Source organism: Aeromonas sp. R2-1 (assembly GCF_040908425.1).
Lineage (GTDB): Bacteria > Pseudomonadota > Gammaproteobacteria > Enterobacterales > Aeromonadaceae > Aeromonas > Aeromonas caviae.
The window spans coordinates 20,061-46,590 of sequence record NZ_JBFODR010000017.1 but is presented as its reverse complement, the minus strand read 5'-3'; the positions used below and the strand labels follow the sequence as shown (position 1 = coordinate 46,590).

Genomic DNA, 26,530 nt, shown 5'->3' with positions numbered 1-26,530 from the left:
GCGGGGTGATCAGTGTTCGCGGGTCTGGCGGAACTGTACGTCAGGGTGACGCTCCTGTGCCAGGCGCAGGTTGACCATGGTCGGCGCGATGTAGGTGAGGTTGTCACCGCCATCGAGGGCCAGGTTGACCTCGTTCTTGCGCTTGAACTCCTCGAACTTCTTGACGTCGGTCCCTTCCACCCAGCGGGCGGTGGCGACGTTGACCGCCTCGTAGATGGCCTCGACGTTGTACTCGCTCTTGAGGCGCGAGACCACCACGTCGAACTGCAGCACACCGACCGCACCAACGATGAGATCGTTGCTGATGAGCGGACGGAACACCTGCACCGCCCCCTCTTCGGAGAGCTGCACCAACCCCTTGAGCAGTTGCTTCTGCTTGAGGGGGTCACGCAGGCGGATGCGGCGGAACAGTTCCGGCGCGAAGTTCGGGATGCCGGTGAACTTGAGATCCTCCCCCTGGGTGAAGGTGTCGCCGATCTGGATGGTGCCGTGGTTGTGCAGACCGATGATGTCGCCGGCACAGGCCTCGACCGCCTGTTCACGGTCACCGGCCATGAAGGTGACGGCGTCGGAGATGTTCACGTCCTTGCCGATGCGCACGTGGCGCATCTTCATGCCCTTGCTGTAAGTACCTGACACGATACGCATAAAGGCGATACGGTCGCGGTGTTTCGGGTCCATGTTCGCCTGGATCTTGAACACGAAACCGGAGAACTTCTCCTCAGTCGCCACCACTTCGCGGCTCTCGGCCTTGCGCGGCATGGGGGCTGGCGCCCAGTCGGTCAGGCCGTCCAGCATGTGGTCGACACCGAAGTTGCCAAGGGCGGTCCCGAAGAAGACCGGGGTCATCTCGCCGGCGATGAAGGCATCGTGATCGAACTCGGGAGAGGCGCCCTGCACCAGCTCCAGCTCGCCACGCAATTGGGCCGCCAGATCGTCGCCGATGGCGGCATCCAGCTCGGGGTTGTTCAACCCCTTGACCACCCGCTTCTCCTGGATGGTGTGGCCCTGACCGCTCTGATACAGATAGGTCTCGTCCTTGTAGAGGTGATAGACCCCCTTGAAGGACTTGCCGCAGCCGATGGGCCAGGTGATGGGGGCGCACATGATGTTGAGCTCGCGCTCCACCTCGTCCATCACCTCCATCGGGTCGCGCACTTCGCGGTCCAGCTTGTTCATGAAGGTGAGGATGGGGGTATCCCGCAACCGGGTCACTTCCATCAGCTTGCGGGTCCGGTCTTCAACACCCTTGGCGGCGTCGATGACCATCAGGCAGCAGTCGACCGCCGTGAGGGTACGGTAGGTATCTTCGGAGAAGTCCTCGTGACCCGGGGTGTCGAGCAGGTTGACCAGGCAGTCGGCGTAGGGGAACTGCATCACGGAAGTGGTGATGGAGATACCGCGCTGCTTCTCCATCTCCATCCAGTCGGATTTGGCGTGCTGGCCCGAGCCACGCCCCTTGACGGTACCGGCGCGCTGAATGGCCTGTCCGAACAGCAGGACCTTTTCGGTGATGGTGGTTTTACCCGCATCCGGGTGCGAGATGATCGCAAAAGTGCGTCTCTTGGAGACTTCACTCAGAAATTCAGCTGACATAATTCGACGTTCTTCTATTGAGCGGCGGCCTGGAGCCACCGTGGGAAAAATGCGGGACAGCACCTTGGAATCAGGGCGCCCATGCAGACAACGACACCACGCGGGCGGGTCAGTGACCGCCGGTGGAGACAGGAGAAGCGCGTTGCATTACATGGGTCTGGCCCCGGATCAAAGCAAAATTGCGCGGCATTATACCCGCGCGAGTGAAAAATACCCAGCCCGCTATCACGGGGGCCCGGGGTCGGCCTCACCGGGCCGTCATCACCCGGTTGCGCCCCGCCAGCTTGGCCTCGTACATGGCCTCGTCGGCCCGGCGCACCAGCTCGCCCAGGTTGTCATCCTCGGGTTTGTACTGGGCGCAGCCGATGCTGATGCGGATGGGGTGATCCGCAGGCACCCCCTCAATCTCGAGACGGGCGACGGCCTGGCGGATCCGCTCCGCCACCTCGACGGCCTCGTTCAGGAGGGTATCCGGCAGCAGCACCAGAAACTCCTCGCCGCCGTTGCGCCCCACCCTGTCGAGGCTGCGCAACTGCTCCTCGATGCACTGGGCCACGGCGGTAAGCACACTGTCACCCACGTGGTGGCCCAGCTGGTCGTTCACCTTCTTGAAGTGATCCACATCCAGCAGCAGCACGCACAGGGGGTTGCCCTCCTCCCGCGCCTGGGTGAACCATTTGCGCCCCTTGGCCTGGATCTGGCGCCGGTTGTGGATGCCGGTCAGTTCATCCGTCATGGCGAGACGCTGCATCTTGCGGGTGCGCCCGCGCTGGTGCACCACCAGGGTACCCATCACCACCAGCAGCAGGGCCACCACCAGGTATTGCCAGTAGCGCCGCTCCTGCAACTGCTTGAGTTTCTCCGCCTGCAACTGCTGCTGGGACCTGAGGGTCTGGTTTTCCAGCTCCTTGCGGGCGAGATCGAACTCGAAACGCATCTGCAAGGAGCGCTGTTCCCGCAATCTCAGCTCGAGGGCCTGGCGGGTCTCGACATAGGTCTTGAGGCTGGTGAGGGCCGACTGGATATGCCCCTGACGCTCCAGCACCCGGGCCCGTGTCTCATGCACCCGGGCGAGGAAGCGCAGGTTCTGCTCCCGGGTAAAGATGGGCTCGGCCTCGTCCAGGTGCCGCAGCGCCTCGCCGGGTCGGTTCAGGGCCTCGAGGACGTCGGCCATGACGAGGTGCCAGTGGCCCAGGGTGACGCTGTCCGCCCCCTCCCCCTGATGAAGGGAGGCTGCCGCCTGATCGAGCTTGGTCATGGCCTGGTCCGGCTTGCCCTGTTTAAGCAGGATGGTGGCTATCTCGATCCGGCTCCAGGCCAGGATCCCTTCCTGGTTTAACCCCAGATAATAGATCTCCGCTTCCACCATCAGGGGCAGCGCCTTGTCGTACTCTTCGGTGTCGATGTAGAGGAGTCCCTGCTGGCTGTGAATGTCCACCAGGTGCTCCTCGTCCCCGAGCTGCCGGTAGTCATGCTCCAGCTCGTTGAAGTAGCTCTCGGCCCGCTCATAGAGCCCCATCCTGCGATAGGCATTGGCAATATTGGCAAGCACCTCGCGCCCCTTGGCCTCCAGCCCGAGCGCCTCGTAGCGCTGGTGGGCATCGATGAGATCCATCAGCCCCTCCGCCAGCTCCCCCTGGTAGGAGTACATCTCCCCCCGCAGGCTCAGGATGTCGGCACGCTGGCGCTCATCCCCGAGCCGACGGGCCAGGGTCAGGGCGGCGTCGTAATCCTCCCCGGCCCCGGCCATGCTGCCGAGCAGTTGCCGGTGATACCCGCGGCAGGCGAGCAACCCCACCTCGGTGACCCTGTCCTTGCGGGCACGGGCCTGTGCCAGCCCCTGCTCGGCAAACGCCACCGCGCGGCGAAACTCCTCGTCCCGTTCACCCGGCTGGGCCCAGCACTGCAGCCGGGCAAGGCGGCCCTGCACCTCGGGCGGATAGTGTGCCTGTCCGGCAACTAGGGCGGCGACGCGCTCGCGAAACACCTGCACCGGCATCGCCGACTCTTCCAGCTGCTGCAATGCCAGCTGCAACTCGTGCCCGGCCAGTGGCGCCGCCTGGGCCAGGGCAACCCCCAGCCACAGCAACAGGCCACATCCCATCAGGATCTTCATGCGGACTTTTTCTCCTCTTCACCGGCCGGACGCCGCGCTCATCGCTGTCATCATATCCCCACAGACTCTGGGCGCACAGCCGTCAGAGGGTGGGAAAACGCCTCATATCGGACGAGAGCCTCCCCTATCCCCTTCTTTACAGAAGGAGAGAGTGCATCGACTATATATGCTTTCGAACAGGGGAAGGGATGAGGAATGACCTACGAGGAGCTGAGGGAGGCTTACGACAGGTTGTTGCTGGAGAACGAGCGTCTCAAACGCATCGCGGATGACGCGCGGGAAAAGCTGGACGCCGCCATGGACGGCACCGGCCTGTGCATCTGGCAGAACCATGTGCCCACCGGCAAACTCATCATCTTCAACCGGCGCTGGGGCTCCATGCTCGGTTACCAGCCCAAGGAGCTGTCGGCCCACTTCGATGTCTGGCGCGCCCACCTGCACCCGGAGGACAGGGAGCAGGTGCTGCAGGCCTTCTTCGACCATCTGGAGGGCAAGAGCCCGTTTTATCAGGCGATGCACCGCATGATCGGCAAGGATGGCAAGACCACCTGGGTGCTGGACCGGGGCCGGGTGGTGGAGCGGGATGATCAGGGGAACCCCGTCCGGGTGATGGGCACCCACATCGACATCACCCACGAGAAGGAGTACGAGCAGCAGCTCGCCCAGCTTGCCCACCGGGATCCCCTCACCGGCCTGTTCAACCGCACCGCGCTGCACCGCCACTTTCCCGGGGAGTACCAGGCCATCTGCTTCATCGATCTCGATGACTTCAAGCTGGTGAACGACAACCTGGGCCACCGGGCAGGTGACGAACTGCTGGTCTCCCTCGCCCAGCGCCTTCGCCACTGCTGCGGCGAGGAGGTACGGCTGGGGCGCATCGGCGGGGACGAGTTCGTGCTGCTGCTGCCCTGGGCGTGCGACGATCCCCGCACCAGCCACCTCGCCCGCCAGTGCATCGATGCCATCGCCACCCCCTTCGAGCTGCCCAACGGGGACGCCTCGGTGGGGCTGAGCATGGGGATTGCGGCCATCCGGCCCCAGGATGATTTCGGCGCGGCGCTGGCCCGAGCGGATCAGGCCATGTACAGGGTCAAGCGCAGCGGCAAGCGGGGTTTTTATATTGCCCAGCCAAGCGGTCAGCCGCTGCTGGATCAGGAGCAGGTCAACGAACGGGGCCTCTACCACAGGCCCACTCTCTGAGCCTGAGTGCCCTCAATGGCGCTGCCAGCGCCGCAGCAGGCGTCCACGCAGGCCGCAATCGAGCAGCCAGCTGTTGTCGAACACCCGCAAAATGGCCGCCTTGGCGTGACGGGACATGGCGACCGCATGGAAGCGTGTCTGCTGCGCCCGTCGCCGGTTCATCCGCTCGAGCAGGGGGTGGGGCAGGTTCTGGGCGATGAAGTCGGAGATGACCAGCACGTCGGCCTTGGCAAAGGCGGGTTGTTCAAGCTGGGTCAGGGCCTGCTCCAGGCAGGGCACCACATCGGTCCCCCCGTGAAAACTCATGGAGAGAAAGCGCTCCGCCTTCTCAAGCCCGGTGTCGGCGGTGATCTCCAGGGTCGCCACCTCGGTGGAGAAGAGCATCAGATAGCAGCCCCGCTTTTCCTCCATCGCCCCTTTGAGCAGGGCGAGAAACAGCGCCTTGGCACACTCCTCCGGATAGCCCCCCATGGAACCTGACGTATCGACGCAGACGATGAAGGGGCCCCGCGGCTGCACCTCCTGCCCTCCCTGCTCGGGGGAGCGCAGCATCAGACGCTGGCGCGGCAGGGTGCCCCGCGACTGGTAGCTCAGCAGGCGCCGCTCCAGATAACGGCGATAGAACTCCAGCTCCAGCTCCGGCAGCGCCAGCATCACCGCCTCGCTCGGCAGGAGGCGCATCAGATCGCTGGCCGGGTGCACCCCCACCAGATCGTCGGGCACATCGTCACTTTGCACCTCCTCCAGCTCGTGCACAGGCACCGGCGGCAGCGTCCTGTCCTCGCTGCGCCGCTCCCGCTCGCTGCGCCCAAGCAGGGCGGCGATCTCCGCGAGCAGAGGCTCCTGCTGCAACATGCGGGCGTACTGCTTCACCAGCGCCAGGCTGCGCTTGTGCCAGCTCCCCTGGGCCAGATCCCAGAGCCCCCCGGCGGAGATCTGGTGCGGATCCAGGGCATCGGCCAGGGTCCGGTTGGCCAGCAGTTGATCCTCTATCTCCTGGCGCTGCTTCTCCCGCTCCGCCTCCGCTATCTGCTGCTGCAACTGCAACAGGCTGCCCACCAGGCTGGCGCGCCACTTCTCGATGAAGAGCTGGCGCAGCCCCTCGGTGGGCTGGGCCACTATCTGGCGCACCAGGCTGCGGGCATCCCCCGCAAAAGGGCTGTGCTGCTCAAGGGCTTCCAGCAAGGCGGGCAGGCGCCCCACCAGCTCCGGCAGGGGCAGTTGCCGGTGGGCCTGATAGAGCAGGTATTCCCGCTCGAGGGCCACCGGCACCGGCTTGTGGCGCATCTCCTCCCCAAGCTGTTCGCTCCAGGTCTGGATGCGCTTTCTGAGCAGCTTCCCCTGCAGGGGTGAGCGCTTGAGGAACTCGGAGATCTTGGGGGTGGAGGCAAGCAGCAGCGCCATCTCCCCCGCCAGCTCCCCCTCCCCCATGAGCAGCCCCAGGTCCATCATGCCGATCTCTAGCATGGGCCACCCCGGATGTTGAGATGTGATGGAGTATCATGCTGACGAAACATGTTTTTCATCCTGTTTATTTCACCAATCCCACGTCAGGCGCGACGTCACCCCTGTGCATCGAGAAGAGGCAGACGATCCCGCCACTGCTGCAGCTCGGCCCCCAGCCGCTCCAGGTCCCGGCTCAGCACGAAGAAGCTGTCCTCCACCTGACGCAACCAGTTGTCCCCCACAAACAGATGGGGCTGGTGACGGTCGAACAGGTTGCGCTGACCCTTGAGGTTTTGCAGCACCCGGTTCACCTGGCCCGTCAGGTCGTCCAGGGCCGACAGCCAGGGGGCCATCACCACCTCGGGGATGGGGGTGCGCTCCACCAGCATCAGGGGCACGGGCTGGCGCTGGATATCCAGCACGTGCAGCCGCATCTGCTCGTCCAGCACCAGCTCGTAGTGCCCCTCCTTGGGGTTGCCGAGGGGCCAGCCCACCAGCGCCTCCCCGGTGGGGTGCCAGTGAGAGAGCAGGGTGCGATCAAAGGTGAGGGTGGCGGTGAGGCGCTCGGGATCGCTGCCATCCAGGGGCGCCGGGGTGAGCAGCTGGAAGTGCACCAGCTTGCCGAACGGCCTGGCGTTGGCCAGCGGCAGTTCGGTGCCGCGGGCGCGGCGGCCGAACCACTGCTTGCGCTTGACCGCCTTGCAGCCGATGCGCAAGGCGACCGCCCCCTGCAACTGCTTGAACTGCTCGCGCAGGGAGAGCAGCTCCCGGGTCAGCGCCAGTTGCTGGTAGCCGTAGAGGCGGGAAAACTCGCCGATCATCTCCAGCAGCGCGGTGCGGGAAGCCTCGTCGTGCCAGAGGCAATCCTTGAACAGCAGCAGATCCAGGGGCGCCACCTCGTCGCGGCCATTGAAGAAGGCGCTCGCCTTGATGAGCCGCACCGCCTTCTTCCAGCGCCGATCCGAGACATAGCAGCCGTGCCCGAGCTGGCTGTCGAGCTGCTGGCGCAGCTGGTAGATGAGTTCGAAACAGGCGTCCGGCAGGCGTACCTGCTCGATGGCATCCTGCCAGGCGTCGTACTCCTCCCCCCGAATCTGCACCGAGGGGGTCAGGTTCTGATGGGATTGGCCATCGCTCGCCAGCATGGCCTGGAAGTTGGATTTCTCCTGCACCCTGTCCATCCAGACCCGCACCAGCATGCGATCGTAGAGCGCCTCCAGCCCGCTGTCCGGGGCTGGCAGCTCGTTCGAGGCGGTGACCAGCAGCCGCATGGGAATGGGGTGCTGGCTGTCGCCGTTGCGAAACTGCCGCTCGTTGATGGCGGTGAGCAGGGTGTTGAGGATGGCGGGGCCCGCCTTCCAGATCTCGTCGAGGAAGACCACTTCGGCCTCCGGCAGGTAGCCGCTGGTCAACCGCAGGTACTTGCCATCCTCCTTGAGCGCCTGGATAGAGAGGGGGCCGAACACCTCCTCCGGCGTACTGAAACGGGTCATCAGGTATTCGAAATGGCGGGCATCCTGAAACGCCAGCTTGAGGCGCCGCGCGATCAGGCTCTTGGCGATGCCCGGGGGGCCCAGCAGAAAGACGCTCTCGCCACTCAGGGCCGCCAGCAGGCCGAGCCGCAGGGCATCCTGGCGCTCATACAGTCCCTCACCAAGGGCGGAAAGGAGCCGTGGCAGGCGCTCATGAATGGGGGTGGCACGAACAGTATTCTGGGCTAAAGGCGGCATAGGCACAGTTCCGAAGCTGATAGGTCATCCGTGGTGACGGGGTCCGGCCTCTGGTCCCGCCCCACTCTCATTGTCTGTCATCTCTGCCCCCGGGGGGCGCTCGTTTGCCATCGCCACAGGGCGAAAAGCGCACGTCCGGGGTGCAGCAAATCCCGCGAGAGTGTACTCTGCGCATCATTATTTACCCCAACGCAGATCAAGAGTGAGCCTTCGCCATGCAAGATCCCCTGCTGGACCCGCTGCGCCAGCGCATCCTGGCCCGCATGGGCATCCCCCTCTGGCAACAGAGAGGCCGACTCCTGGCGGGAGGCACCAGCCCCGACGGCGCCGCGCAGCCGGCAAACACGCCCGCCGACGAGGCGCTGGCCCCGCAGGAGACTGCCCCTCTGCCGACCGGCAAGCTCTGGCTGCTGGCAGAGACGCTGCCCGCACCCTCCCTGCTCGGGGACATCTGCCGCTGGCTCGGCCTTGGCACAGACGAGGTCTCCCTGCTGTCCGAGATGCCTTCCCTGCCAGCAGGGGGCGCTTTGCCCCTGCTCTGGCTGACGGCGCCGGACCCTCGCTGGCCCGATGCCCTGGTCTGCCCGCTCAAGCCCGATGGGGCGCACAAGCGCGCCCTCTGGCAGCAGTGCCGGCAGCGCCACACCCCTTGATGCTCACGACCATGGCACGGCCATGGTGTCCATCGCAAGCCTGAATCCCGTCCGGAGTGACCATGTCTGACCTCTTGCCCCATTTTCGCCCCCTGCTCGAATCGGACTTCGAAGCCATCTACCCCATCGAGCAGGCCGCCCACCAGGAGCCCTGGAGCCAGGCCAACCTGCTCTCCTGCTTCGGGCCGCGCTATCTCAACGGCCTGATGCTGGTGGACGGACGACCGGCCGGTTTCTACATCTCGGATCTGGTGGCGGGAGACAGCTCCCTGATGAACATCTGCGTACACCCCGACTTTCAGGGCAAGGGGCTGGGGCGGGCGCTGCTCAGGGAGTACCTGGCCCGCAGCAAGGCCGGCAAGGCCGAGGCCTGGTTCCTGGAGGTCAGGGCCGGCAACCGCACCGCCATCAACCTCTACGAGAGCGAGGGGTTTGCCGAGTATTGCCGCCGCGCCGACTACTATGGCACCGGGCAGGAGAGGGAGGATGCCGTGCTGATGTCCCGTCTGTTCGACTTCGGCTGACAACCCGCTGCAGACCGCCGTCAGCGGGCAACACCCTCTCTGGCCTCCCTGACTCCCCCGCTTCGCTTCTCCCTCAGGGCAGGGGCGCGTTGTCGATGGAGGGGTCTTCCAGGCTCAGGGTCACCCTCAGCACGGCCTCGAAGGCGGCTCCCGAGAGGGGCATGAAGAAGCCGCGACCATAGGTGACGCCGGGCATCCAGATCTGTTCGATATCCACCGCGATCTTGATGGGGCGAAGCGGCTCACCCGGTCGCTGGACATAGATGCCAGGGGCCGTCGCAACCTGGGGGAAGCGGCGCAGAATGTGCTCGCTGCCATCCCCCGCATCCGGGTTGAGTCGCACCTTCACCAGCCCCGCCAAGGCGGATTGCATCTCGGGGGCACGCCACAGCCTGGTATTCAGCGCCTTGCAGCGTCGGCACTTGGCGCGCTCGATCACGTAGAGCAAGGGGTATCCTTCCCTCAGCGCCAGCCGCTGCGCCTGCTCATAGCCCTCGGCGCCGCTCAGCCAGGGATTCTCCTGCCCCCCCGCCCCCCCCAGCAAATACCAGAGGGCGCCTGCCCCCGCCAACAGCAGCAACACGCCGGTGAACAAGCTCTTGATCCCGATATTCATGGTGCAACTCCCTGAATGAATCCGATCCCTGCCCCCTATCATGCCTCACTCTCATCTGGTTGACGACTTTGTGATCCAGGACAAATGGCGCACACTTGTAAGCTGTAATGTTAGAGTTTAAACTCCAGCCCCGATTTTGGTGCCCCCTGCGGGCGCACAACTGTTACTTGAGGATGCGTGAGATGTCGCAGTTTCATCTGGTTAGAGTGATGCGTGAGCGTATTGCCCGCCTTGGCAACAAGGCCGCCCTGCGCGTCCAGCAGGATGGCCAGTGGCGCGCCATCGGCTGGCGAACCCTGGGTCAGGCCATGGATTATTGCGCCCAGGGACTGATCCGGGCGGGCCACCAGTCCGGCGAGATGGTCGGCATCTATGCCCGCAACATGCCCGAGTGGACCCAGGCCGACCTCGGCATCCTGGCCGCCCGTGGCGTCAGCGTACCCATCTACCCCACCAGCACCCTCGATCAGCTGCGCTACATCGTCAAGGATGCCGGCATCAGGATGCTGTTCGTGGGGGAGCAGCCCCAGTTCGATCAGGCGCTGCACCTCATCGACAGCGGCGAGATAAGCCACATCGTCGCCTTGGACGGCACCGTCGATCTGCGCGGCTGCGCCTCGGCCAGCCACTTCCAGACCTTCCTCGTCTCCGGCAACCACCAACCCAGCGAGCAGGTGCTGCGCGAGCGCGAGCGCCACTACCGCATGGACGACCTGCTGACCCTCATCTACACCTCGGGCACCACGGGCGAACCCAAGGGGGTCATGCTCGATTTCGCCAACATGGCCGCCTGCTTCGAGATGCATGACGCTCGCCTCGACCTCAGCGAGCAGGATGTCTCCCTCTGCATGCTGCCGCTGAGCCATGTGTTCGAGCGTGCCTGGAGCTACTACGTGCTCTATTGCGGCGCCGAGAACGTCTACATTCGCGACCCGCAGAAGGTGATGGATGTCATCGGCGAGGTGAAGCCCACCGTGATGTGCGCCGTGCCCCGCCTCTACGAGAAGGCCTACGCCATGATCCAGGCCAAGGTCGCCCAGGCGCCGCGCCTGCGCCGCGCCCTGTTCGGCTGGGCCACCCGGGTGGGCAAGCAGATGGTCGCCACCCGTCAGGCGGGCAAGTCCGCCTCTCCCCTGCTCTATGGCCAGCTCTGGCTTGCCGAGCGCCTGGTGTTTCGCAAGCTGCGCGCCCGTTTCGGCGGTCGCACCCGCTTCCTGCCGGTGGCGGGCGCCCGTCTCGCGGACGAGGTGAATCTCTTCTTCCAGGCCATGGGGCTCAACCTCAAGTACGGCTACGGCATGACCGAGACCACCGCCACCGTCTGCTGCTATGAAGACACCCAGTTCAGGCTGGGCTCCATCGGCACGGCGCTAAACGGCATCGAGGTGAAACTCGGCGAGAACAATGAACTGCTGGTGCGCGCCCCCACCGTGATGCGTGGCTACTACAACAAGCCGGAGGCCACCGCCGAGGTGATGACCGAGGATGGCTTCCTGCGCACCGGCGATGCAGGCGAGCTGGATGACGAGGGCAACATCTACTTCACCGAGCGCTTGAAGGAGCTGATGAAGACCTCCAACGGCAAGTACGTGGCGCCGCAACTGGTCGAGGGGACCCTCGGCAAGGATCGCTTCATCGAGCAGATTGCCATCGTCGCCGATGCCCGCCACTTCGTGTCGGCGCTCATCGTGCCCTGCTTCGAGTCCCTGGAGGAGTACGCCCGCTCCATCAACCTGCAGTACCAGTGCAAGACCGAGCTGCTGCGCCACTCCCGGGTGATGGAGTTCTTCGAGGCCCGCATTCAGGATCTGCAAAAGGAGCTGGCCAAGTTCGAGCAGGTGAAGAAGTTCACCCTGCTACCGAGCGCCTTCTCCATGGAGCTCGGGGAGATCACCCCCACCATGAAGCTGCGCCGCAAGATCATCGAGGCCAAGTACCAGCGCGAGATAGAAGCCATGTACAGCCACGTCTGATCGACGGGCCTGATATGAAAAAGCCGCTCATGGAGCGGCTTTTTGCTGGGCGTCTCTCCCTTATGGCAGCTTGACCAGGGGTTGCTCGCGCAGCTCGGTGGCCCGACCGCCCTGGATCTTCTCCACCTGGGCCAGGGCCTGCTTCACCTCGTCGGCATTTTGCAGCAGGCGATAGGTCAGATCGAAGGTCTTGGTCTCCCCCGGCTGGATCTTGGGGACCAGCCCGAGCGGGCGCTGGTACTTGGTGCTGTAGGCATAGCTGGTACCGGGTTCGATGCCGGTCACATAGCCCTGGGCCCGGGTGTCGGTGTTCTTCCACAGGGTCAGCACCGGCAGCTGTCGGGTGTTGTAGCCCACCGCCACTCCGGCGTTGCCGGCCCGGTTGTTCAGCACTGCCAGGGTATTGCCGTCGGCGTCGCTGTAGGGCACCAGGTTGAACACCATCTCGTCGAAGCCCTTGGTGGGCCCCAGATAGGTTTGCCAGCCCTTGAGTCCGGCCTTGGCGTAGTCATTGAACGGGGAGATCTGCTTCACCGGCGTGCTCACCCTGGCACCCTCCTCCAGAATGGGGGCCCCGAAGTTGCCGTGATAGATGATCTGGTACTCGTTCTCGTAGTCAGCGTGGTTGGTCAGCTTGTCCTGCAGGGCAAACTCCGCCTGACCGGGCACCACGCTCAGCTGGGTCCAGGTGACCAGTTCGCTCATCTTGAAGGTGCGCTCGTCCACCCGGCCCAGCACGTGGATGGCATAGGGCGGCTCGTCGTCCACGGTCACGCTGACCACGGAGGCGGGAATGTTCTGCACCCGGCCATGGAGGCTCTTGAGGCGGCCGTCGTCATCCACCCCGGGATGACCCGTCCACTCGTAGCCGCAGCGCACCAGCATCTCGTTGAAGCCGTCGAGCCAGCCGAGGCCCCCACGGCTCTCGAGATCGATGAAGGCGGGGTTGACCACCTCCTTGACTGGTGAATCCCAGCCGAGGCGCAGATCCGCCGCCTTGACCTCCTTGATCCCCATGCCGCGGGTCGGCACCAGGGTGATCTTCATGACGCCGTTGTCGACGATGAGCAGATCCACCCCTTCCTGGCGGCCACCGTGCAGGCGTTTCTTCTCGATGGTGAAGGGAACCGGACTCTTGATGCCGAGCTTCTCGCTGGTGATCTTCCAGTCGCCCACATCCAGCCCTTGCTGGGAGTCGGTCAGCAGAAATTCGGCGGCGTGACCCGCGGTGGCGCCCAGGGCGAGCAGCACGGCAATGGAGAGTTTCTTCAACATGGATTTATCCTCGTGTCTCTTGTTTTTGTGAAAGCTGAATCGTTTCAGTGATCGAAAACTAGGCGTCTGACGCCCCGGACTCAAGAGACAAACGGAGGAAATGTGAGCCGATTGACAATAAAAACGGCTTCAGCCCTGCTGAAATGAAGGCTGACTCACAGTTATGAAAGGAGGAAAAAACAGGCGGGGCGCCGAGAGGGTCACCCCGCCCGCACCACATCAGGCAAGGGCCAGCGTCACCGCGGCTTCGGCGTGGATGGCGGTGGTGTCATAGAGGGGCACGGCGGCCTGGCACGCCCCCACCAGCAGGGCGATCTCGGTGCAACCCAGGATCACCGCCTGGGCACCGGCCTGTGCCAGATCGGCGATGATGGCCAGATACTCGGCCTGAGACGACTCGCGAATGTCGCCGAGGCAGAGTTCGTCATAGATGATGCGGTGCACCCGCTCCCGTGCAGCGTCATCAGGCACCAGCACCTCCAGCCCGAAGCGCTCCTGGAGCCGCCCCTTGTAGAAATCCTGCTCCATGGTGAAGCGGGTGCCGAGCAAGCCCACCCGGGTCACCCCGTCGGCCTGGAGGCGATGGGCCGTGGCATCGGCGATGTGGAGCAGGGGAATGTCGATGGCGGCCTCGATCTCCGGCGCCACCTTGTGCATGGTGTTGGTCCCGATCAGCAGAAAATCGGCGCCACCGGCCTGAATGGCCCTGGCCTCGGCCGCCAGCAGACGGGCGGTGGCGGGCCAGTCACCGGCGTGCTGCAACCGCTCTATCCCGGCAAAATCCACGCTGCTCAGCAGCACCCGCGCCGAGTGCAGACCGCCGAGCCGCTCGCGTACTCCCCGGTTGAGGGCCTGGTAATAGCTGACGGTGGACTCCCAGCTCATGCCACCCAGCAGACCGATACATTTCATGGGATCTCCTTATGTCACCCGATGGTGCAAACCAATGCCGCAATCCCTCAGGGGGGCGCGTTTGATCGCACCGCACCAGCAATAAAAAAGGCCCCGAAGGGCCAACAAGACAGCCGGTAAAGGCTCAGGCCGAGGCCTAAACCCAGATCATCAGCACGCAGGCCGCCGTGGCGAGCCCCATGCCCAGATTGAAACGACGCCAGCCGGTGGCGGTGCGGATGAGGCGGCGCACCTGGGCACCGAACAGCACCCAGAAGGCACCGGTATAGAGGCCGGTCACGAAGAAAATGCCGAGCACCCAGCCCGCGGACGGCCAGTAAGCCTCCCCCGCCAGGGTGAAGCCGCTGATGGCGGAGAGCGCCATCATCCAGGCTTTGGGATTGAGCAGTTGCAGCATGGCCCCCTGATGGGCCGGGATGAGCGGCCGGTTCCCCTCCGCCGGGCCACTGGCGTTGGCCACCTTCCAGGCCAGCCAGAGCAGGTAGGCCGACCCCACCAGCTTGAGGCCGTCGTGCAGCAGGGGCAGACGCTCGAACACCACCCCAAGCCCCAGGGCCGTGGCCAGGATCATCAGGTTGATGCCCCCCACCACCCCCACCAGCAGAGGCACGGAGCGGCGAAACCCCTGGGCAGCCCCGGCACTGGTGAGCAGCATGTTGTTGGGGCCCGGCGTGCCACAGGTGATAAGGGCAAAGCCCGCCAGGGGGAGCAACCAGTTCAGATCCATCTCAACCTCGTTCAGATACGGCAAGCCTCCTAATATGCAGAGCCGACGCCCTGACGACAAGGTCAGCAATGCATTTTCTTTGCATGAATAATCAAGACGCTGTTAATACCAGAGCATCACCACGCACAGGGCGGTCAAGGCACCCAGGCTTCCGTTGAGACGACGCCACCCCTTGTCCGAGTTGATCCAGCGGCTGAGCTGATGGCCAAACATCACCCAGGCGAAGCAGACCGGGAACCCCGCCATGGGGAAGACACTCATGATGCCCCACATGCTCGGCCAGTAGTCGCTCCCCGGCAGGCTGAACAGACTGATGGCCGAGATCCCCATCATCCACGCCTTGGGATTGAGGAACTGGAAGCCCAGCCCTTCAAGCAGGGTCAAGGGGCGGGCACGGCTGGCGGGATCTCCGGGGGCGCCTGCCACCGCGATACGCCACGCCAGCCACAGCAGGTAAAGGCTGCCCAGCACCTGCAGGCTCAGCTTGAGCAGGGGCCAGCGCTCGAACAGCGGATAAAAGCCGAGCGCCAGCACCAGTTGCAACACAGGCTGGCCCACCGCCACCCCGATGAGATGGGGCAGGGTGCGCCGCACGCCGAAGTTGGCGCCGGACGCCGTCAACATCAGGTTGTTCGGCCCGGGCGTGCCGCAGGTGAGCAGGGCGAAGCCAAACAGGGTGGCATACCATTCGATGGTCATGGGGAGACTCCTTTCTCGCCACATTGTACCGATACAATGTGTGCTTGTTGGTTGTGTACAGGCTGATAATCACGCTATATTGCGGACAATCTTGGATCAATGGATTTATTGTCACCATGACAATCTGGACGCCCGACCTCACCCCTTTCGAGGGGCCCCTCTACCTCAAACTGGTCAAGGCCATCGAGCAGGCCATCTCCACCGGTATCCTCTCACCCGAGACCCGGCTGCCGACCCACAGGGCCCTGGCAGACAAGCTGGGTGTCACCGTGGGCACCGTCACCCGCGCCTACACCGAGGCGGAGCGACGGGGCCTGCTGGCGGCCCGGGTCGGGCACGGCACCTGGGTCAGGGGAGCGGCGGATCCCGCCAACGAATGGGTGATCCGCAATGAAGACAGCCAGCGCATCGAGCTGTGGCAGAACCTCCCGGTCCAGCTGGACAGGGGCGCCATCATCCGGCCCCTGCTCACCGAGCTGGCGCAGGGGGATCTCAACGGCCTGCTCGGTTATGACAAGGAGGCGGGACGCCCCGCACAGCGCCAGCTGTTCGTCGACTGGCTCGCCGAGCAGGGCATCACGGCGAGCGAAGATCGCCTGCTGTTCAGCCATGGGGCCCAGCACGGCATCATGCTGGCCCTGCTTGCCACCGGTTGCGTGGGAGAGACCCTGTTTTGCGAGGGACTGAGCTACCCCGGCATGCTGGGCAATGCACGCCAGCTCAAGAATCAGGTGGTGGGACTGGCGATGGATGAGGAGGGACTGCTGCCGGAGGCGCTGGATGCCGCGTGCCGTACCCGCCGGGCCAAGCTGCTCTACCTCACCCCCACCCTGCAAAACCCCACCACGGCCACCATGAGCCTGGCGCGGCGCGACGCCATCGTCGCCATCGCCCGTCGCCACGATCTGCTGATCGTCGAGGATGACGTCAATGGCCTGCTGCCCGAAAGTGCGCTCCCTCCCCTGGTCAACCTGGCACCGGAGCGGGTCATCTACCTCGGCAGTCTCGCCAAGATCGCCTGCGGCGGCCTGCGGGTCGGCTTCGTGTTGTCCCCTCCCGCCCTTCGCAACGGCTTCGCCCAGGCGATGCGGCTGTCGAGCTGGATGGTGAGTCCGCTGCTCATCGAGCTGGCCTGCAAGCTGGTGAGCCAGCGCCAGATCATGCCGCTCATCGAACACCAGCGAAAAATCCTGGCGCGCCGGGGTGAGCTCCTGCGCCACCTGCTGCCGGGAGCGCGCTGGCAGCCGGGGTCCATGCACGCCTGGCTGCCACTGCCCGAGCCCTGGCGCAGCCAGGAGTTTGCGGAGGCCGCCAACGCCCTTGACGTGGGGGTCGCCAGCGGAGAACACTTCGCCGCCGGCCAGTTTGCCGCCCCGCAGGGAGTACGCCTCAGCCTGAGCCAGCCCGCCACCGACGCCCGCGTCGCCGAAGGGCTGGAGCGCCTCGCCGGGCTGCTGAGGGGCACGCCGCCCACCAATCCCCTGCTATAGTCATTGACCCTGGCACCCGAGGAACCTTCATGTCTGCCGTCCGTCCCGCCCTGCTCATCGCGACCCTGCTGCTGGGAGGCTGCGCCTCCCCGGCCCATCAACAGCTTGGCGCCGCCCTGAGCGGACTGGAGGGGGAGCTGACGCGGCTGGAGGAGGAGTTGGCAGCCATGAACGGCCTTCACTATCAAAAAGCCATCGACGCCCCGGTGGCGCTGCGCCGCTATCTCAAGGCCCCCGCACCGACGGCGGAGGGGCTGGTGCCCGTGCAGAGCCGACTGCAAGATGGCCCTCTGCTGCGCTACGACTACCGGCTGCCCGCCGGAATGACGCGCCTGCCCACCGACAACCCCTGCCTGCGCTACGAGTTCGAGCTGCGCCGCCTCGGGCGCCTGGGCCAGCTCGAGCTCGCCTGGCAGGGAGAGGCGGGCGCCGGGGAGCTGCGTGTCCCCCAGCGGGACTGCCCCTTCTCGGCCAGGGGGCCAGGCCTTCAGTGATGCTTTTTTTGCCCCGCCCGAGGCTGCGCTGAGCCATCCCTGACCCAGGTGGGGTATTGACCCCCTCTGGCTCTCGCGGGAGAGTGGAGGCTACCTTTGAATCCAACCTCGCCCCCCCCGACCGGCGAAGGAGCGTCAAAGATGCAGATCCTCCTCATCGAAGACGATGCCATGATGGGCTCGACCCTCACCCAGGGACTGAGTGATCTGGGGCTGCCCCCCACCGAGCTGTTCCACTGCAAAGAGATAGCAAGCCTGCCCGCCCTGCTGCGACAGCACGCCTTCGATGCCATTCTTTGCCGCCAGTATCACCACCAGGCCCACGAGGGCGTCAGGCTGCTGCATGAAGCACACCACCTGGGCCTGCTCGCGCCCGGCTGCGTGCTCCTGCTGCTGGAGCAGGACGAGGACACCGGCCAGTTCCCCCCCTCCGACCTCTATTTCGCCCTGCGTCTGGCCGTGCCCTTCACCACGGAGCAGCTGGCGTACAGCCTGCAAGCGCTGCTGGCACTGACCACGGTGACCCGCCCCCTGGCCACCCCCATGGCGCTCAGGGAGTGGCGCAGCGCCTGCGCCCAGTGCGAGGATCTGCTTTACCGGCACGCCAGCCACAAGGGGCTGGAAGCACAGATGGACAGGGTAAAGGGCTACATGCTGCTGCAAGCCGGGGAACGGGTGCAGGCCGCCCAGCACTACGCCATCTGCACCACGGAGCACGATGCCTGGTGGCCACGCCAGGGGCTGAACCAGGCCCTGCTCGGGCTGAACCGGGTGGAGAGTGCCCACAAGGATCTGGCCCGCAACCGGGAGCGACTGCCCCCCGTCATCCATCAGGCGCTGGTTCTCGCCTGCCAACTGCACGAGGCGCAGTGGGATCCTGCCTGGGAAACCTTGTCAGGCTTGCTGCAACGCTGCCCCTGGCAGCCGCAGTGGCGCCAGGTGGCCATTTTGCTGGCCTTGCTGCGAAGGGATGAAGGTCAGGTGCTGGCGCAGGCCACCGATTTCATCCTGCGCTACTTCCCCAAACAGACGTTTCGCCACTCCGTCGAACGCTGCCTGCTGGATGCGACCCTGGCGGTGCTCTGGCATCCACCGGGAGAGGCCAGAGTTCATGGGCTGCAGCAGGCCCTGGAGGAGCTCGGTCAGCAGGCCGTGACCCTGCGGGCCCACGAGGAGGGGCTGCTGCGCGCCCTGATGCTGGGTCTGGATTATCGATTCGATGACGCCTTGATGCTGCTGGCCAAGCACCCGCCGGAGGCGGCGCGGGACAATCACCTCAACCAGTTGCTCGGGGTGGCCGTCAGCCAGTTCTGCGGGCTTCCCCACCATGCCCAGCGTTATCTGGCCCAGCTCGGCCAGTATCAGGGGCCGGTGGCACAGACCCCGCTGTTGCAGGGGCTCATTTTGCAGGTGGTCGACGATCTGGCGGGGCAACTGGCGCAGCGGGAGCAGCAGCTGACCCAGCTGCGCGAGGAGCGGCAACGGGCCATGACCACGGGTCAGCTCCAGCTCGCCGTGCAGAGCGCTCTGACCCTGCAGGAGCGATTCCCGGCCCAGGCGGGGGATACCTGGCAACTGCTGGTATTGCTGACCCAGTGCTGGCCCGCCGGCATGGCGGCCCCGGCGGTGGCCCGCCTGGTGGACAGGCTGGAGCAGCGTCTCAACCACAGTGCCGCCTTCCTGGAGCACCATGGGAACGCCTATCGGGAGACCCTGCAACAGGTGAGATCCCACCTGGCCCCCAAACTGCCGCCCCTCGGTCCCCACCAGGGCCTATAGCCATCCAGGGCGGTGCATGCCGCCCTGGCTGGTGCGTTACAACAAGCCCCGCACCAGGATCCCCACGATCAGCAGGGGGGCGATCAGCCGCCAGCACCAGAGCAGCGCGCCACGCATCAGCGGCGAGAGATCCGCCGGCACAATACTGTCCCCCAGCTTCCAGCCAAGCAGCAGGGTCAGCACCAGACCGAACAGGGGCATCATCAGGTTGGAGGTGAGGTAATCCAGCAGATCGAACAGGGTTTTGCCAAACAGGGTGTAGTCCGCCCAGGGGCCGAACGACAGACTGACCGGAATGCCGCAGGCCATGATGAGCAGGGTCAGCACCCGGCAGGCATTGCGGCGCGACCAGCCCCACTCCTCGGTGGTGAAGCGCACCAGGTGCTCCAGCATGGAGATGGAGGAGGAGAGCGCCGCCACCAGCAGCAGCAGGAAGAAGATCACCGCCAGCCCCTGACCGAACGGCAGGTGGTTGAACACCGCCGGCATGGTCATGAAGGTGAGGCCGGGGCCGGCGGCAGGATCGATGCCGGTGGAGGCCAGCACCGGGAAGATCATCAGCCCCGCCAGCACCGAGATGCAGCTCGCCAGGGTGACTACCCAGACCCCGGAGCGCAGCGCCCCGTCACTGCTCGGCAGGTAGGCGCCATAGGTGGTGTGTACCCCGAGGCCAATGGAGAGGGAGAAGAACGCCAGCCCCAGGGCGTCGAGCACCCCCTGCCCCGTCAGGTGGGAGAAGTCGGGCATCAGGAACTGGCGTACCCCGGCCATGGCCCCCGGCATGGAGAGCCCGGTCACCACCAGGAGCAGCATCATCACGAACAGGGCCGGCATCATCCAGCGCAGCGCCCGCTCCACCCCCTGTTGCAGCCCTCCCTGCACGAACCACCAGGTGAGCCCGGCGAAGACGAGATGGGTGAGGGCCGGCCAGAGGGGATCGCTCACATAACCGGTAAAGAGTGCGGTGAGGGTGCTCGCCTCACTCAGGTTGAGCTCGCCGCCCACGGCCAGGGCCGCATAGCCGACGGTCCAGCCCCCCACCACGCTGTAGAAGCTGTAGATGAAGAAGCCACACAGGATCCCCATGTAACCCATCCAGCGCCAGTTCGGCCCCACCAGCTTGTGGAAGGCGCCGAGCACGCCGCGCTGGCTGCGGCTGCCGAGCAGGGTCTCCCCCACCAGCACCGCGACCCCCAGGGTGAAGCTGAAGAGCAGGAACACCAACAGGAAGGCACCGCCCCCGTTGGTGGCTGTCACATAGGGAAACTTCCAGATGGCGCCAAGGCCGATCGCCGAGCCGGCGGCCGCCAGCACATGACCAATACGGGAAGACCACTGAACCTGGCTCATACAACCTCCGGGCAAGACAACATCAGTTCGATACTCCATGGCTAGACGCGGTGTGCGCCGCAACAAAAAAGGCCGCCTGAGGGCGACCTTTGCAATGAACAGTCAGACAAACGACACCTGCAAGGTCACCTCTCCAGGAAGGGGCTAAATCGGCCACAGAGAGCGATAAGGGGTGACATGGGAGGGCGACGCCTGCACGGTAAAAAGGAGCCACAGCCTAAACCATGGCAAGAGAAGTTGACAGGAAATAGTCTAAAACAGAACCAAAAACAGATTTAACCAAAACAAAATATCGAAATCTCAGATCATTACTCTGTTTATTTTTAATTAAAAGATTTTTATAAAGAGTCAATCCTGCCACCCCACTCCCCGGCCAGCCCGGCCGGGGAGTGGCAGAGATGACCACCCCTCCCTACACCAGGCCGCGCACCAGAATGCCGCCAATGAGCAGGGGAGCCAGCCAGCGCCAGCAGCCCATCAGCAGGGCTCGCCAGTGGGGAGCCAGCCCTTCGGGCAGCGCCTGGCGACCGAGCCGCCAGCCCAGCAGCAGCGTCAGGGCCAGCCCGAACAGGGGCATCATCAGGTTGGAGGTGATGAAGTCCAGCAACTCGAAGATATTCTTGCCAAACAGGGTCAGGGTGGCCCAGGGACCAAACGACAGGCTCACCGGGATGCCACCCGCCATCACCAGGGCAATGACCAGGTTGCACGCCGCGCGGCGGGACCAGCCCAGGCTCTCGCACAGGAAGCACTGCAAATGCTCCAGCAGGGAGATGGAGGAGGAGAGCGCCGCCACCACCAGCAGGGAGAAGAACACCACCGCCAGCCCCTGGCCGAAGGGCAGTTGCTGGAACACCGCCGGCATGGTCATGAAGGTGAGGCCCGGGCCCGAGGCCGGATCAATGCCGGTCGCCGCCAGTACCGGGAAGATCATCAGGCCCGCCAGCACGGCGATGACGCTCGCCAGCAGCACCACCCAGAGGCTGGAGCGACCGACCCCTTCACTGGAAGGCAGGTAGGCGCCATAGGTGGTGTGGATGCCAAGGCCGATGGAGAGGGAGAAAAAGGCCAGCCCCATGGCGTCCAGCACACCCGACATGCCGAGCTTGCTGAAATCGGGCATCAGGAAGTGGCGCACCCCGGCCATAGCGCCCGGCAGGGTGAGGCCGAAGGCCACCAGCAGCAGGATCATGATGAAGAGGGCCGGCATCATCCAGCGCAGGGTGCGCTCCACCCCTTGTTGAACACCGCCCCGCACGAACCACCAGGTCAAGCCGGCAAACAGCAGGTGGGTCAGCACCGGCCAGAGCGGATCACCGACGTAGTCGTTGAAACGGGCGGTCAGTGCCGCGCCGTCCCCCTGTTGCAGCTCCCCCGCCAGGGCCATGCCCGTGTACCCCAGGGTCCAGCCGCCCACCACGCTGTAGAAACAGAAGATGAGCAGGCTGCACAGCAAGCCCATGGCACCGACCCAGCGCCAGCGCCTGCCCATCAGTTCACCAAAGGCGCCCACCACCCCGCGCCGGGTCAGGCTGCCGATCAGGGTCTCCCCCATCAGCACCGCCACCCCCAGGGTGAAGCTGAACAACAGAAAGACCAGCAGGAAGGCGCCGCCACCGTTGGCGGCGGTGACATAGGGGAACTTCCAGATGGCGCCGAGACCGACCGCGGAACCTGCGGCGGCCAGGATGTAACCGAGCCGGGATGACCATTGGGACTGCTTCATAAGAACTCCACGCGAAAGGCCTGCCAGCGAGGCCCGAAATGGCGCTCAGAGTACGCCCGCGGGCGCGCAATCACTCGGCGTATATCCGATATAAAACTCAGTTTTTAGCATCATTAACCAATAAAATTCGGATAACCAACCAATCGTGCCACAAAATAAAAACCGGAGCGGGGATGCTCCGGTTTGTTGTCTGCCCGGGTCTGGCGGGATTAGATCACCCCCAGCTCCCGCAACCGCTCCATCAGATAGCTGTGGGCGGTGTGACGCTCCGAGAGCACCACATCCGGACGGGGGTGCAGGAAGAGCGGCAAGGAGATGCGGGACTTGGCGGCACTGCCCCCGGTCGGGTTGATGACCCTGTGGGTGGTGGAGGGGTAGTAGCCGCGGGAGGCCTCCTGCAGCATGTCACCGATGTTGATGATGAGGGTGCCGAAATCGCAGGGCACGTCCATCCACTCCCCGTCTGAACCTTTCACCTGCAGGCCCGGCTCGTTGGAGGCGGGCAGAATGGTCAGCAGGTTGATGTCTTCATGGGCGGCGGCGCGGATGGCGCCCGGCTCCTCGGTGCCGTCGAAGGGCGGGTAGTGCAGCACCCGCAGCAGGGTCTTGTGGCTCTCTTCGATCATGGAGGAGAGCGGGCAGCTGTAGTGGGCGGCGATGTCGCCCGGGGTGTGCTGCTCCACCCAGCCCAGCAGCTCGGCGGCCAGATCGTTGGCGAGGCGGTAGTACTCCATCGCCTGCTCTTTCAGCTCTGCCGGCATCTGGCCCCAGGGATAGATGTGGAAGTACTCCTTGATGTCCTTCTGGCTGTGACCCTTGGCCACCTCGGACACCGAGGGCGGGAAGTAGCCGTCCTGGGTCTCGCGATTGAACAGGAAATCCTGCTTCTGTTCGCTCATGAAGAAGCGATACCAGTTGTCATAGATGGACTGCACCAGCTCCTTCGGGATGGGGTGGTGAGTCAGCACCCCGAAGCCGGTGGTGCGCAGGGATTCGGTGAAGCGCTCGGCCGCATCGGGGGAGCGATAATCGACGGTCAGGACTTTCATTGTTTTTATGTTACATGCCAGTTAAAAGTAGGCGCAGTTTACCCTGCCTCCCCCGGCAAGAAAAGGCTGCCGGAAGCCCGTCTACAACGGCTTGAAAATACTGATAAAAACATCATGATACGGCCCCCTCGCCCGGTGCTTGTCCCGGACGGGCCTCCTCTTCTAGAATGCCCCACCCCCTTTGCTGTCGGAGCCCCCTCATGTCCCCCAAGATACTGTTGTTGACCCTTCCCTTCCTGCTCGCCGGGTGCAGTTCCCTCTCGGAGGAGGAGTGCCGTGCCATGAGCTGGTACAACCAGGGCTATCAGGACGGGGAGCAGGGCAAGACCCGGAGCGCCACCCGCGACTATCAGAAGACCTGCGGGGAATACGGCCTCAAGGTGGATGAGGCGGAGTGGCAGCGCGGCTACGCCAAGGGGCTGGAGCTCTATTGCATCCCCGAGCTGGCCTACAGCAAGGGACGGGAGGGGAGCGAATACCTGGGGGTCTGCCCCAACGACACCAGCTTCCTCACCCAGTTCGAGCGCGGCCGCAAGGAGTACCTGCTGGAGCAGCGCCTCGGCGAATTGCAGCAGGAGCTGGAGCGCACCGAGCGGAGCATCCACCAGCTGGATCAGCAGATCCGGGGCGAGAGCGACAGCCGCCAGCGCGACTACTACCGTGCCCAGCGCGAGCGCGCCATCCGTCACTACGAAGGGGTATACCGGGACTACAACCGGCTGCGCTTCCCGGATCGGGTGATCCAGTTCTCCTTCGGGAGCTGACAAAAAGGGGCCGACATGGCCCCTTTCTGTTTATGCCGCAGACTGTTTTTCCCCTCAGGCGGGCAGGACCCAGCGCTGCAACGCCAGGGCGATGCCATCCTCGTTGTGATCCGCGGTGACCCGATCTGCATGGGCCTGGATCTGGGGCGCCGCATTGCCCATGGCCACCGCCAGCCCCACCTGCTCGAACATGCTGATGTCGTTGTTGTTGTCGCCAAAGGCCACCAGGTTCTCCATGGCGATCCCCTCGCTCGCCGCCCACTGGGCCAGCCGGTTGCCCTTGCTGCAACCTGGCTGCACCAGCTCCACCGCATAGGGGGCCGCCCAGTCACGGGTGAAGGGCAGTCTCTCCACCACCTCCCCGACGAAACGGTGCAACCGGCCGGGGTCCTGGTTGAACAACTCCAGCTTCCAGATGGGGGACTGCAACCAGGACTCGATATCCTCGGCGGGCAGCAGGGAGACCTTGAGATGATCCGGCTGGGTTGCCGACCAACGCCGCATCCGGCCCACGTGCTCCTCGCAGCCCAGGTAGCCGATGCCGTCCCCCAGGTGGAACAGCGCCCCCATCTGCTGGGCCTGCACCTCCTCCAGCAGGGCAGTGAGGGGCGCCACGGCCAGGGGATCCCCGGCGAGGATCCTCTCCTGCACCGGATCATAGAGGTAGGCACCGTTGCTGCAGATGATGGGGGTGTCGAGGGCCAGCTCGTGGTGGAAGGGACGGGCCGTCATGAAGTGGCGACCCGTCACCAGCAGCACCTTGATGTCGTGGGCCCGGGCCTGGGCCAGGGCCGCCCGGGTAGCGGACGAGATCTTGTGATCCCGGTTCAGCAGGGTACCGTCCATGTCCAATGCAATGGCCTGATAACGACTCATATCACCTCCAAGAATGTCGAGACGGGTGCGGCGCCATCCCCTCCCGTTTCCAGTGCCATGACGACACATCTCACCGCCGGGAATGCGGACTGGGCATCGCAGGGTCCATGATGGGAGACGCGCTCACCGGGGGATCGGGAAAAGCGGAGCAAAGAGCCATACCGTCCCAGACTCGGCGCCGCGATGCAAGTCCGGCCCGCCATCCCGTCGCCGAACTGTGATCCCCGCGCCCTTCGTCAGCCCGCCTCGGCGCACCCGGCCACGGCGTTTCGCCTGTCCGCCCGTCTGCGCAATCCGTAGAAACCGAGGGCACAGATCACGCCGCAGAGGCCGGCCAGGTAGAAGGGCCACTCGGTCCCCGCCAGCAGCACCAGGCTGCCCAGCACCACCGCCAGGATCTCGCTGCCCACCGCCAGACCGCGGTAGAGCCCCATCGCCTGCCCCTGCTGGCTGGCATGGCTGCGGTTGGAGACCGCCACCGAGGTGGCCAGCTCCCCCAGACTCATGCCGATGCCCGCCGGGATGAAGGTGAGCGCGAGCCCCCACCACTGGGTCGGCAGGATGAACATCAGCATGCCCGCCGCCATCACCAGGTGGCCGACGATGCCAAGGGAGCTGCCGCGCCAGTGCCGTGCCAGCTGCTCACCGATCCAGGAGCCCAGCATCATGGGCACGCTCACCAGCACGGCGGCCTGGGCCAGTTGCACCGGATCCCATGCCAGCCGCTCCACCAGCCAGACATTGAAGTAGGTGAAGTAGAGCTGTACCGCCCCGTAGCTTGCCAGGGTCAGGGCAAAGTAGGGCAGGAGACGAGGTTGCAACAGCAATTGGCGGGTCGAGAGAGGAACCTCATCCCGGGTCGCCGGCACCGGGGGACGATTGGGCAGCAGCCAGAGCACCAGCAGCAGGTTGATCACCGTCATCCCCACCGCCAGCCAGGCCGCCAGCCAGGCCGCCAGGCTGTAATCCCCCGAGACCACGGCCGCATAGCCCCCGATCATGGGGCCCACCACCCAGCCCAGGTTCATGCCAATGTTGATGCGGGCGAAGTTGCGGGCCTTGGTCCTGGCCGTGCTCATGTCCGCCGCCATCGCCTGCACGATGGCGATGTCGCCGTTGAAGAAGCCCTCCACCACCCGGCTCAGCAGCAAGAGCGGCAGGGAACGCCAGGCGATGCCGAGGGCCATCAGCACATACCCCGCCAGCACCCCCACCAGACAGAGGGTCAGCACCGGCTTGCGCCCATGACGATCGGAGAGACGGCCAAGCAAGGGGGCCCCCAACAGTTGAAACAACGGATAGAGCCCCATGATGACGCCAAGCCACACCTTGCGGCTCCAGTCCGACGCCTGTGGCGTCAGCATGCCCTGGGCCGGATCCAGCAGCAGCGGCGCCAGGACGGGGGAAGGCAGGCTGAACCCCGCCACCGCCAGCGTCACCGTCATCACCAATACCCAGAGGGTCGCCTGTCCCTTGATCCCTTCCATCTTCGCCTCATTAAATAAAGTCATCGGTTTATTTATATTGTGAGGGGT

General features: G+C 64.9%; 22 protein-coding genes. 8 read left to right on the top strand and 14 right to left on the bottom strand.

From position 1 onward, the window contains the following. Window positions 1-9: 9 nt before the first annotated feature. A complete protein-coding gene (gene prfC / locus AB5Y80_RS04205; RefSeq protein WP_171865578.1) occupies window positions 10-1,599 on the bottom strand; it encodes a peptide chain release factor 3 in 1,590 nt (529 codons plus the stop codon). Window positions 1,600-1,843: 244 nt separating this feature from the next. Continuing rightward, complete coding sequence (locus AB5Y80_RS04200; RefSeq protein WP_324050405.1) at window positions 1,844-3,712, bottom strand: diguanylate cyclase; 1,869 nt, start codon at window positions 3,710-3,712, stop codon at window positions 1,844-1,846. Window positions 3,713-3,907: 195 nt separating this feature from the next. Between AB5Y80_RS04200 and AB5Y80_RS04195 the strand changes: the two genes are divergently transcribed. Then, the gene (locus AB5Y80_RS04195) at window positions 3,908-4,912 is read left to right on the top strand and encodes a sensor domain-containing diguanylate cyclase (RefSeq protein ID WP_010672915.1); all 1,005 of its coding nucleotides are present in this window, start codon (window positions 3,908-3,910) and stop codon (window positions 4,910-4,912) included. Between the two features lie 12 nt (window positions 4,913-4,924). Here AB5Y80_RS04195 and viaA read toward each other — a convergent pair whose 3' ends face one another. Together viaA and AB5Y80_RS04185 are read right to left on the bottom strand one after the other, a co-directional pair. Then, window positions 4,925-6,379 carry an ATPase RavA stimulator ViaA gene (viaA, locus tag AB5Y80_RS04190; RefSeq protein ID WP_368172547.1) on the bottom strand — a complete coding sequence of 485 codons (1,455 nt, stop codon included), beginning with the start codon at window positions 6,377-6,379 and terminating at the stop codon, window positions 4,925-4,927. Between the two features lie 95 nt (window positions 6,380-6,474). Continuing rightward, window positions 6,475-8,088 (bottom strand): ATPase RavA domain-containing protein, encoded by a 1,614-nt coding sequence (locus AB5Y80_RS04185; protein ID WP_324050401.1) that lies wholly within the window; start codon window positions 8,086-8,088, stop codon window positions 6,475-6,477. A gap of 215 nt (window positions 8,089-8,303) precedes the next feature. On the opposite strand from AB5Y80_RS04185, the gene AB5Y80_RS04180 reads away from it, so the two are divergent. After that, entirely contained in the window at window positions 8,304-8,741 is a 438-nt protein-coding gene (locus AB5Y80_RS04180) for a hypothetical protein (protein ID WP_081332050.1), read from the top strand. Window positions 8,742-8,815: 74 nt separating this feature from the next. Continuing rightward, on the top strand, window positions 8,816-9,265 hold the full coding sequence (gene rimI / locus AB5Y80_RS04175) for a ribosomal protein S18-alanine N-acetyltransferase (RefSeq protein WP_029313700.1): 450 nt from the start codon (window positions 8,816-8,818) through the stop codon (window positions 9,263-9,265). Window positions 9,266-9,338: 73 nt separating this feature from the next. On the opposite strand, the gene AB5Y80_RS04170 is transcribed toward rimI, so the two are convergent. Continuing rightward, window positions 9,339-9,881: a hypothetical protein gene (locus tag AB5Y80_RS04170; protein WP_324045378.1), complete on the bottom strand. Its 543-nt coding sequence runs from the start codon at window positions 9,879-9,881 to the stop codon at window positions 9,339-9,341. Between the two features lie 182 nt (window positions 9,882-10,063). On the opposite strand from AB5Y80_RS04170, the gene AB5Y80_RS04165 reads away from it, so the two are divergent. Next, window positions 10,064-11,854 carry a long-chain fatty acid--CoA ligase gene (locus AB5Y80_RS04165; protein WP_103244259.1) on the top strand — a complete coding sequence of 597 codons (1,791 nt, stop codon included), beginning with the start codon at window positions 10,064-10,066 and terminating at the stop codon, window positions 11,852-11,854. 60 nt (window positions 11,855-11,914) lie between these two features. Here the strand turns inward: AB5Y80_RS04165 and AB5Y80_RS04160 are convergent, their stop codons facing one another. From AB5Y80_RS04160 to AB5Y80_RS04145, 4 genes are all read right to left on the bottom strand, one after another. After that, on the bottom strand, window positions 11,915-13,129 hold the full coding sequence (locus AB5Y80_RS04160) for an aldose 1-epimerase family protein (protein WP_010672908.1): 1,215 nt from the start codon (window positions 13,127-13,129) through the stop codon (window positions 11,915-11,917). Window positions 13,130-13,348: 219 nt separating this feature from the next. Next, window positions 13,349-14,041: an aspartate/glutamate racemase family protein gene (locus tag AB5Y80_RS04155; RefSeq protein WP_041214542.1), complete on the bottom strand. Its 693-nt coding sequence runs from the start codon at window positions 14,039-14,041 to the stop codon at window positions 13,349-13,351. Window positions 14,042-14,177: 136 nt separating this feature from the next. Then, on the bottom strand, window positions 14,178-14,768 hold the full coding sequence (locus tag AB5Y80_RS04150; RefSeq protein ID WP_010672906.1) for a LysE family translocator: 591 nt from the start codon (window positions 14,766-14,768) through the stop codon (window positions 14,178-14,180). A gap of 102 nt (window positions 14,769-14,870) precedes the next feature. Continuing rightward, window positions 14,871-15,467: a LysE family translocator gene (locus AB5Y80_RS04145; RefSeq protein WP_039039402.1), complete on the bottom strand. Its 597-nt coding sequence runs from the start codon at window positions 15,465-15,467 to the stop codon at window positions 14,871-14,873. 116 nt (window positions 15,468-15,583) lie between these two features. Between AB5Y80_RS04145 and AB5Y80_RS04140 the strand changes: the two genes are divergently transcribed. The 3 genes from AB5Y80_RS04140 to AB5Y80_RS04130 all read left to right on the top strand — a co-directional run bounded on the left by AB5Y80_RS04140 (window position 15,584) and on the right by AB5Y80_RS04130 (window position 19,230). After that, the gene (locus AB5Y80_RS04140) at window positions 15,584-16,957 is read left to right on the top strand and encodes a PLP-dependent aminotransferase family protein (protein WP_048206924.1); all 1,374 of its coding nucleotides are present in this window, start codon (window positions 15,584-15,586) and stop codon (window positions 16,955-16,957) included. 29 nt (window positions 16,958-16,986) lie between these two features. Continuing rightward, entirely contained in the window at window positions 16,987-17,451 is a 465-nt protein-coding gene (locus AB5Y80_RS04135; protein WP_134997174.1) for a hypothetical protein, read from the top strand. Between the two features lie 141 nt (window positions 17,452-17,592). Beyond that, window positions 17,593-19,230: a hypothetical protein gene (locus tag AB5Y80_RS04130; RefSeq protein ID WP_368172546.1), complete on the top strand. Its 1,638-nt coding sequence runs from the start codon at window positions 17,593-17,595 to the stop codon at window positions 19,228-19,230. A 36-nt stretch (window positions 19,231-19,266) separates the two neighbouring features. Here AB5Y80_RS04130 and AB5Y80_RS04125 read toward each other — a convergent pair whose 3' ends face one another. From AB5Y80_RS04125 to AB5Y80_RS04115, 3 genes are all read right to left on the bottom strand, one after another. Continuing rightward, window positions 19,267-20,580, bottom strand: a complete 1,314-nt coding sequence (locus tag AB5Y80_RS04125; protein WP_368172545.1) for a sodium-dependent transporter — start codon at window positions 20,578-20,580, stop codon at window positions 19,267-19,269. Between the two features lie 412 nt (window positions 20,581-20,992). Then, window positions 20,993-22,306, bottom strand: a complete 1,314-nt coding sequence (locus tag AB5Y80_RS04120) for a sodium-dependent transporter (protein WP_042015790.1) — start codon at window positions 22,304-22,306, stop codon at window positions 20,993-20,995. 209 nt (window positions 22,307-22,515) lie between these two features. After that, on the bottom strand, window positions 22,516-23,355 hold the full coding sequence (locus AB5Y80_RS04115; protein ID WP_010672899.1) for an isopenicillin N synthase family oxygenase: 840 nt from the start codon (window positions 23,353-23,355) through the stop codon (window positions 22,516-22,518). A 200-nt stretch (window positions 23,356-23,555) separates the two neighbouring features. Between AB5Y80_RS04115 and AB5Y80_RS04110 the strand changes: the two genes are divergently transcribed. Further along, window positions 23,556-24,119 (top strand): DUF2799 domain-containing protein, encoded by a 564-nt coding sequence (locus AB5Y80_RS04110; protein WP_010672898.1) that lies wholly within the window; start codon window positions 23,556-23,558, stop codon window positions 24,117-24,119. 54 nt (window positions 24,120-24,173) lie between these two features. Here the strand turns inward: AB5Y80_RS04110 and AB5Y80_RS04105 are convergent, their stop codons facing one another. Next, window positions 24,174-24,995, bottom strand: coding sequence for a Cof-type HAD-IIB family hydrolase (locus AB5Y80_RS04105; RefSeq protein ID WP_010672897.1), 822 nt, complete (start codon window positions 24,993-24,995; stop codon window positions 24,174-24,176). A 236-nt stretch (window positions 24,996-25,231) separates the two neighbouring features. Next, on the bottom strand, window positions 25,232-26,482 hold the full coding sequence (locus tag AB5Y80_RS04100; RefSeq protein WP_368172544.1) for an MFS transporter: 1,251 nt from the start codon (window positions 26,480-26,482) through the stop codon (window positions 25,232-25,234). Window positions 26,483-26,530 lie beyond the last annotated feature (48 nt).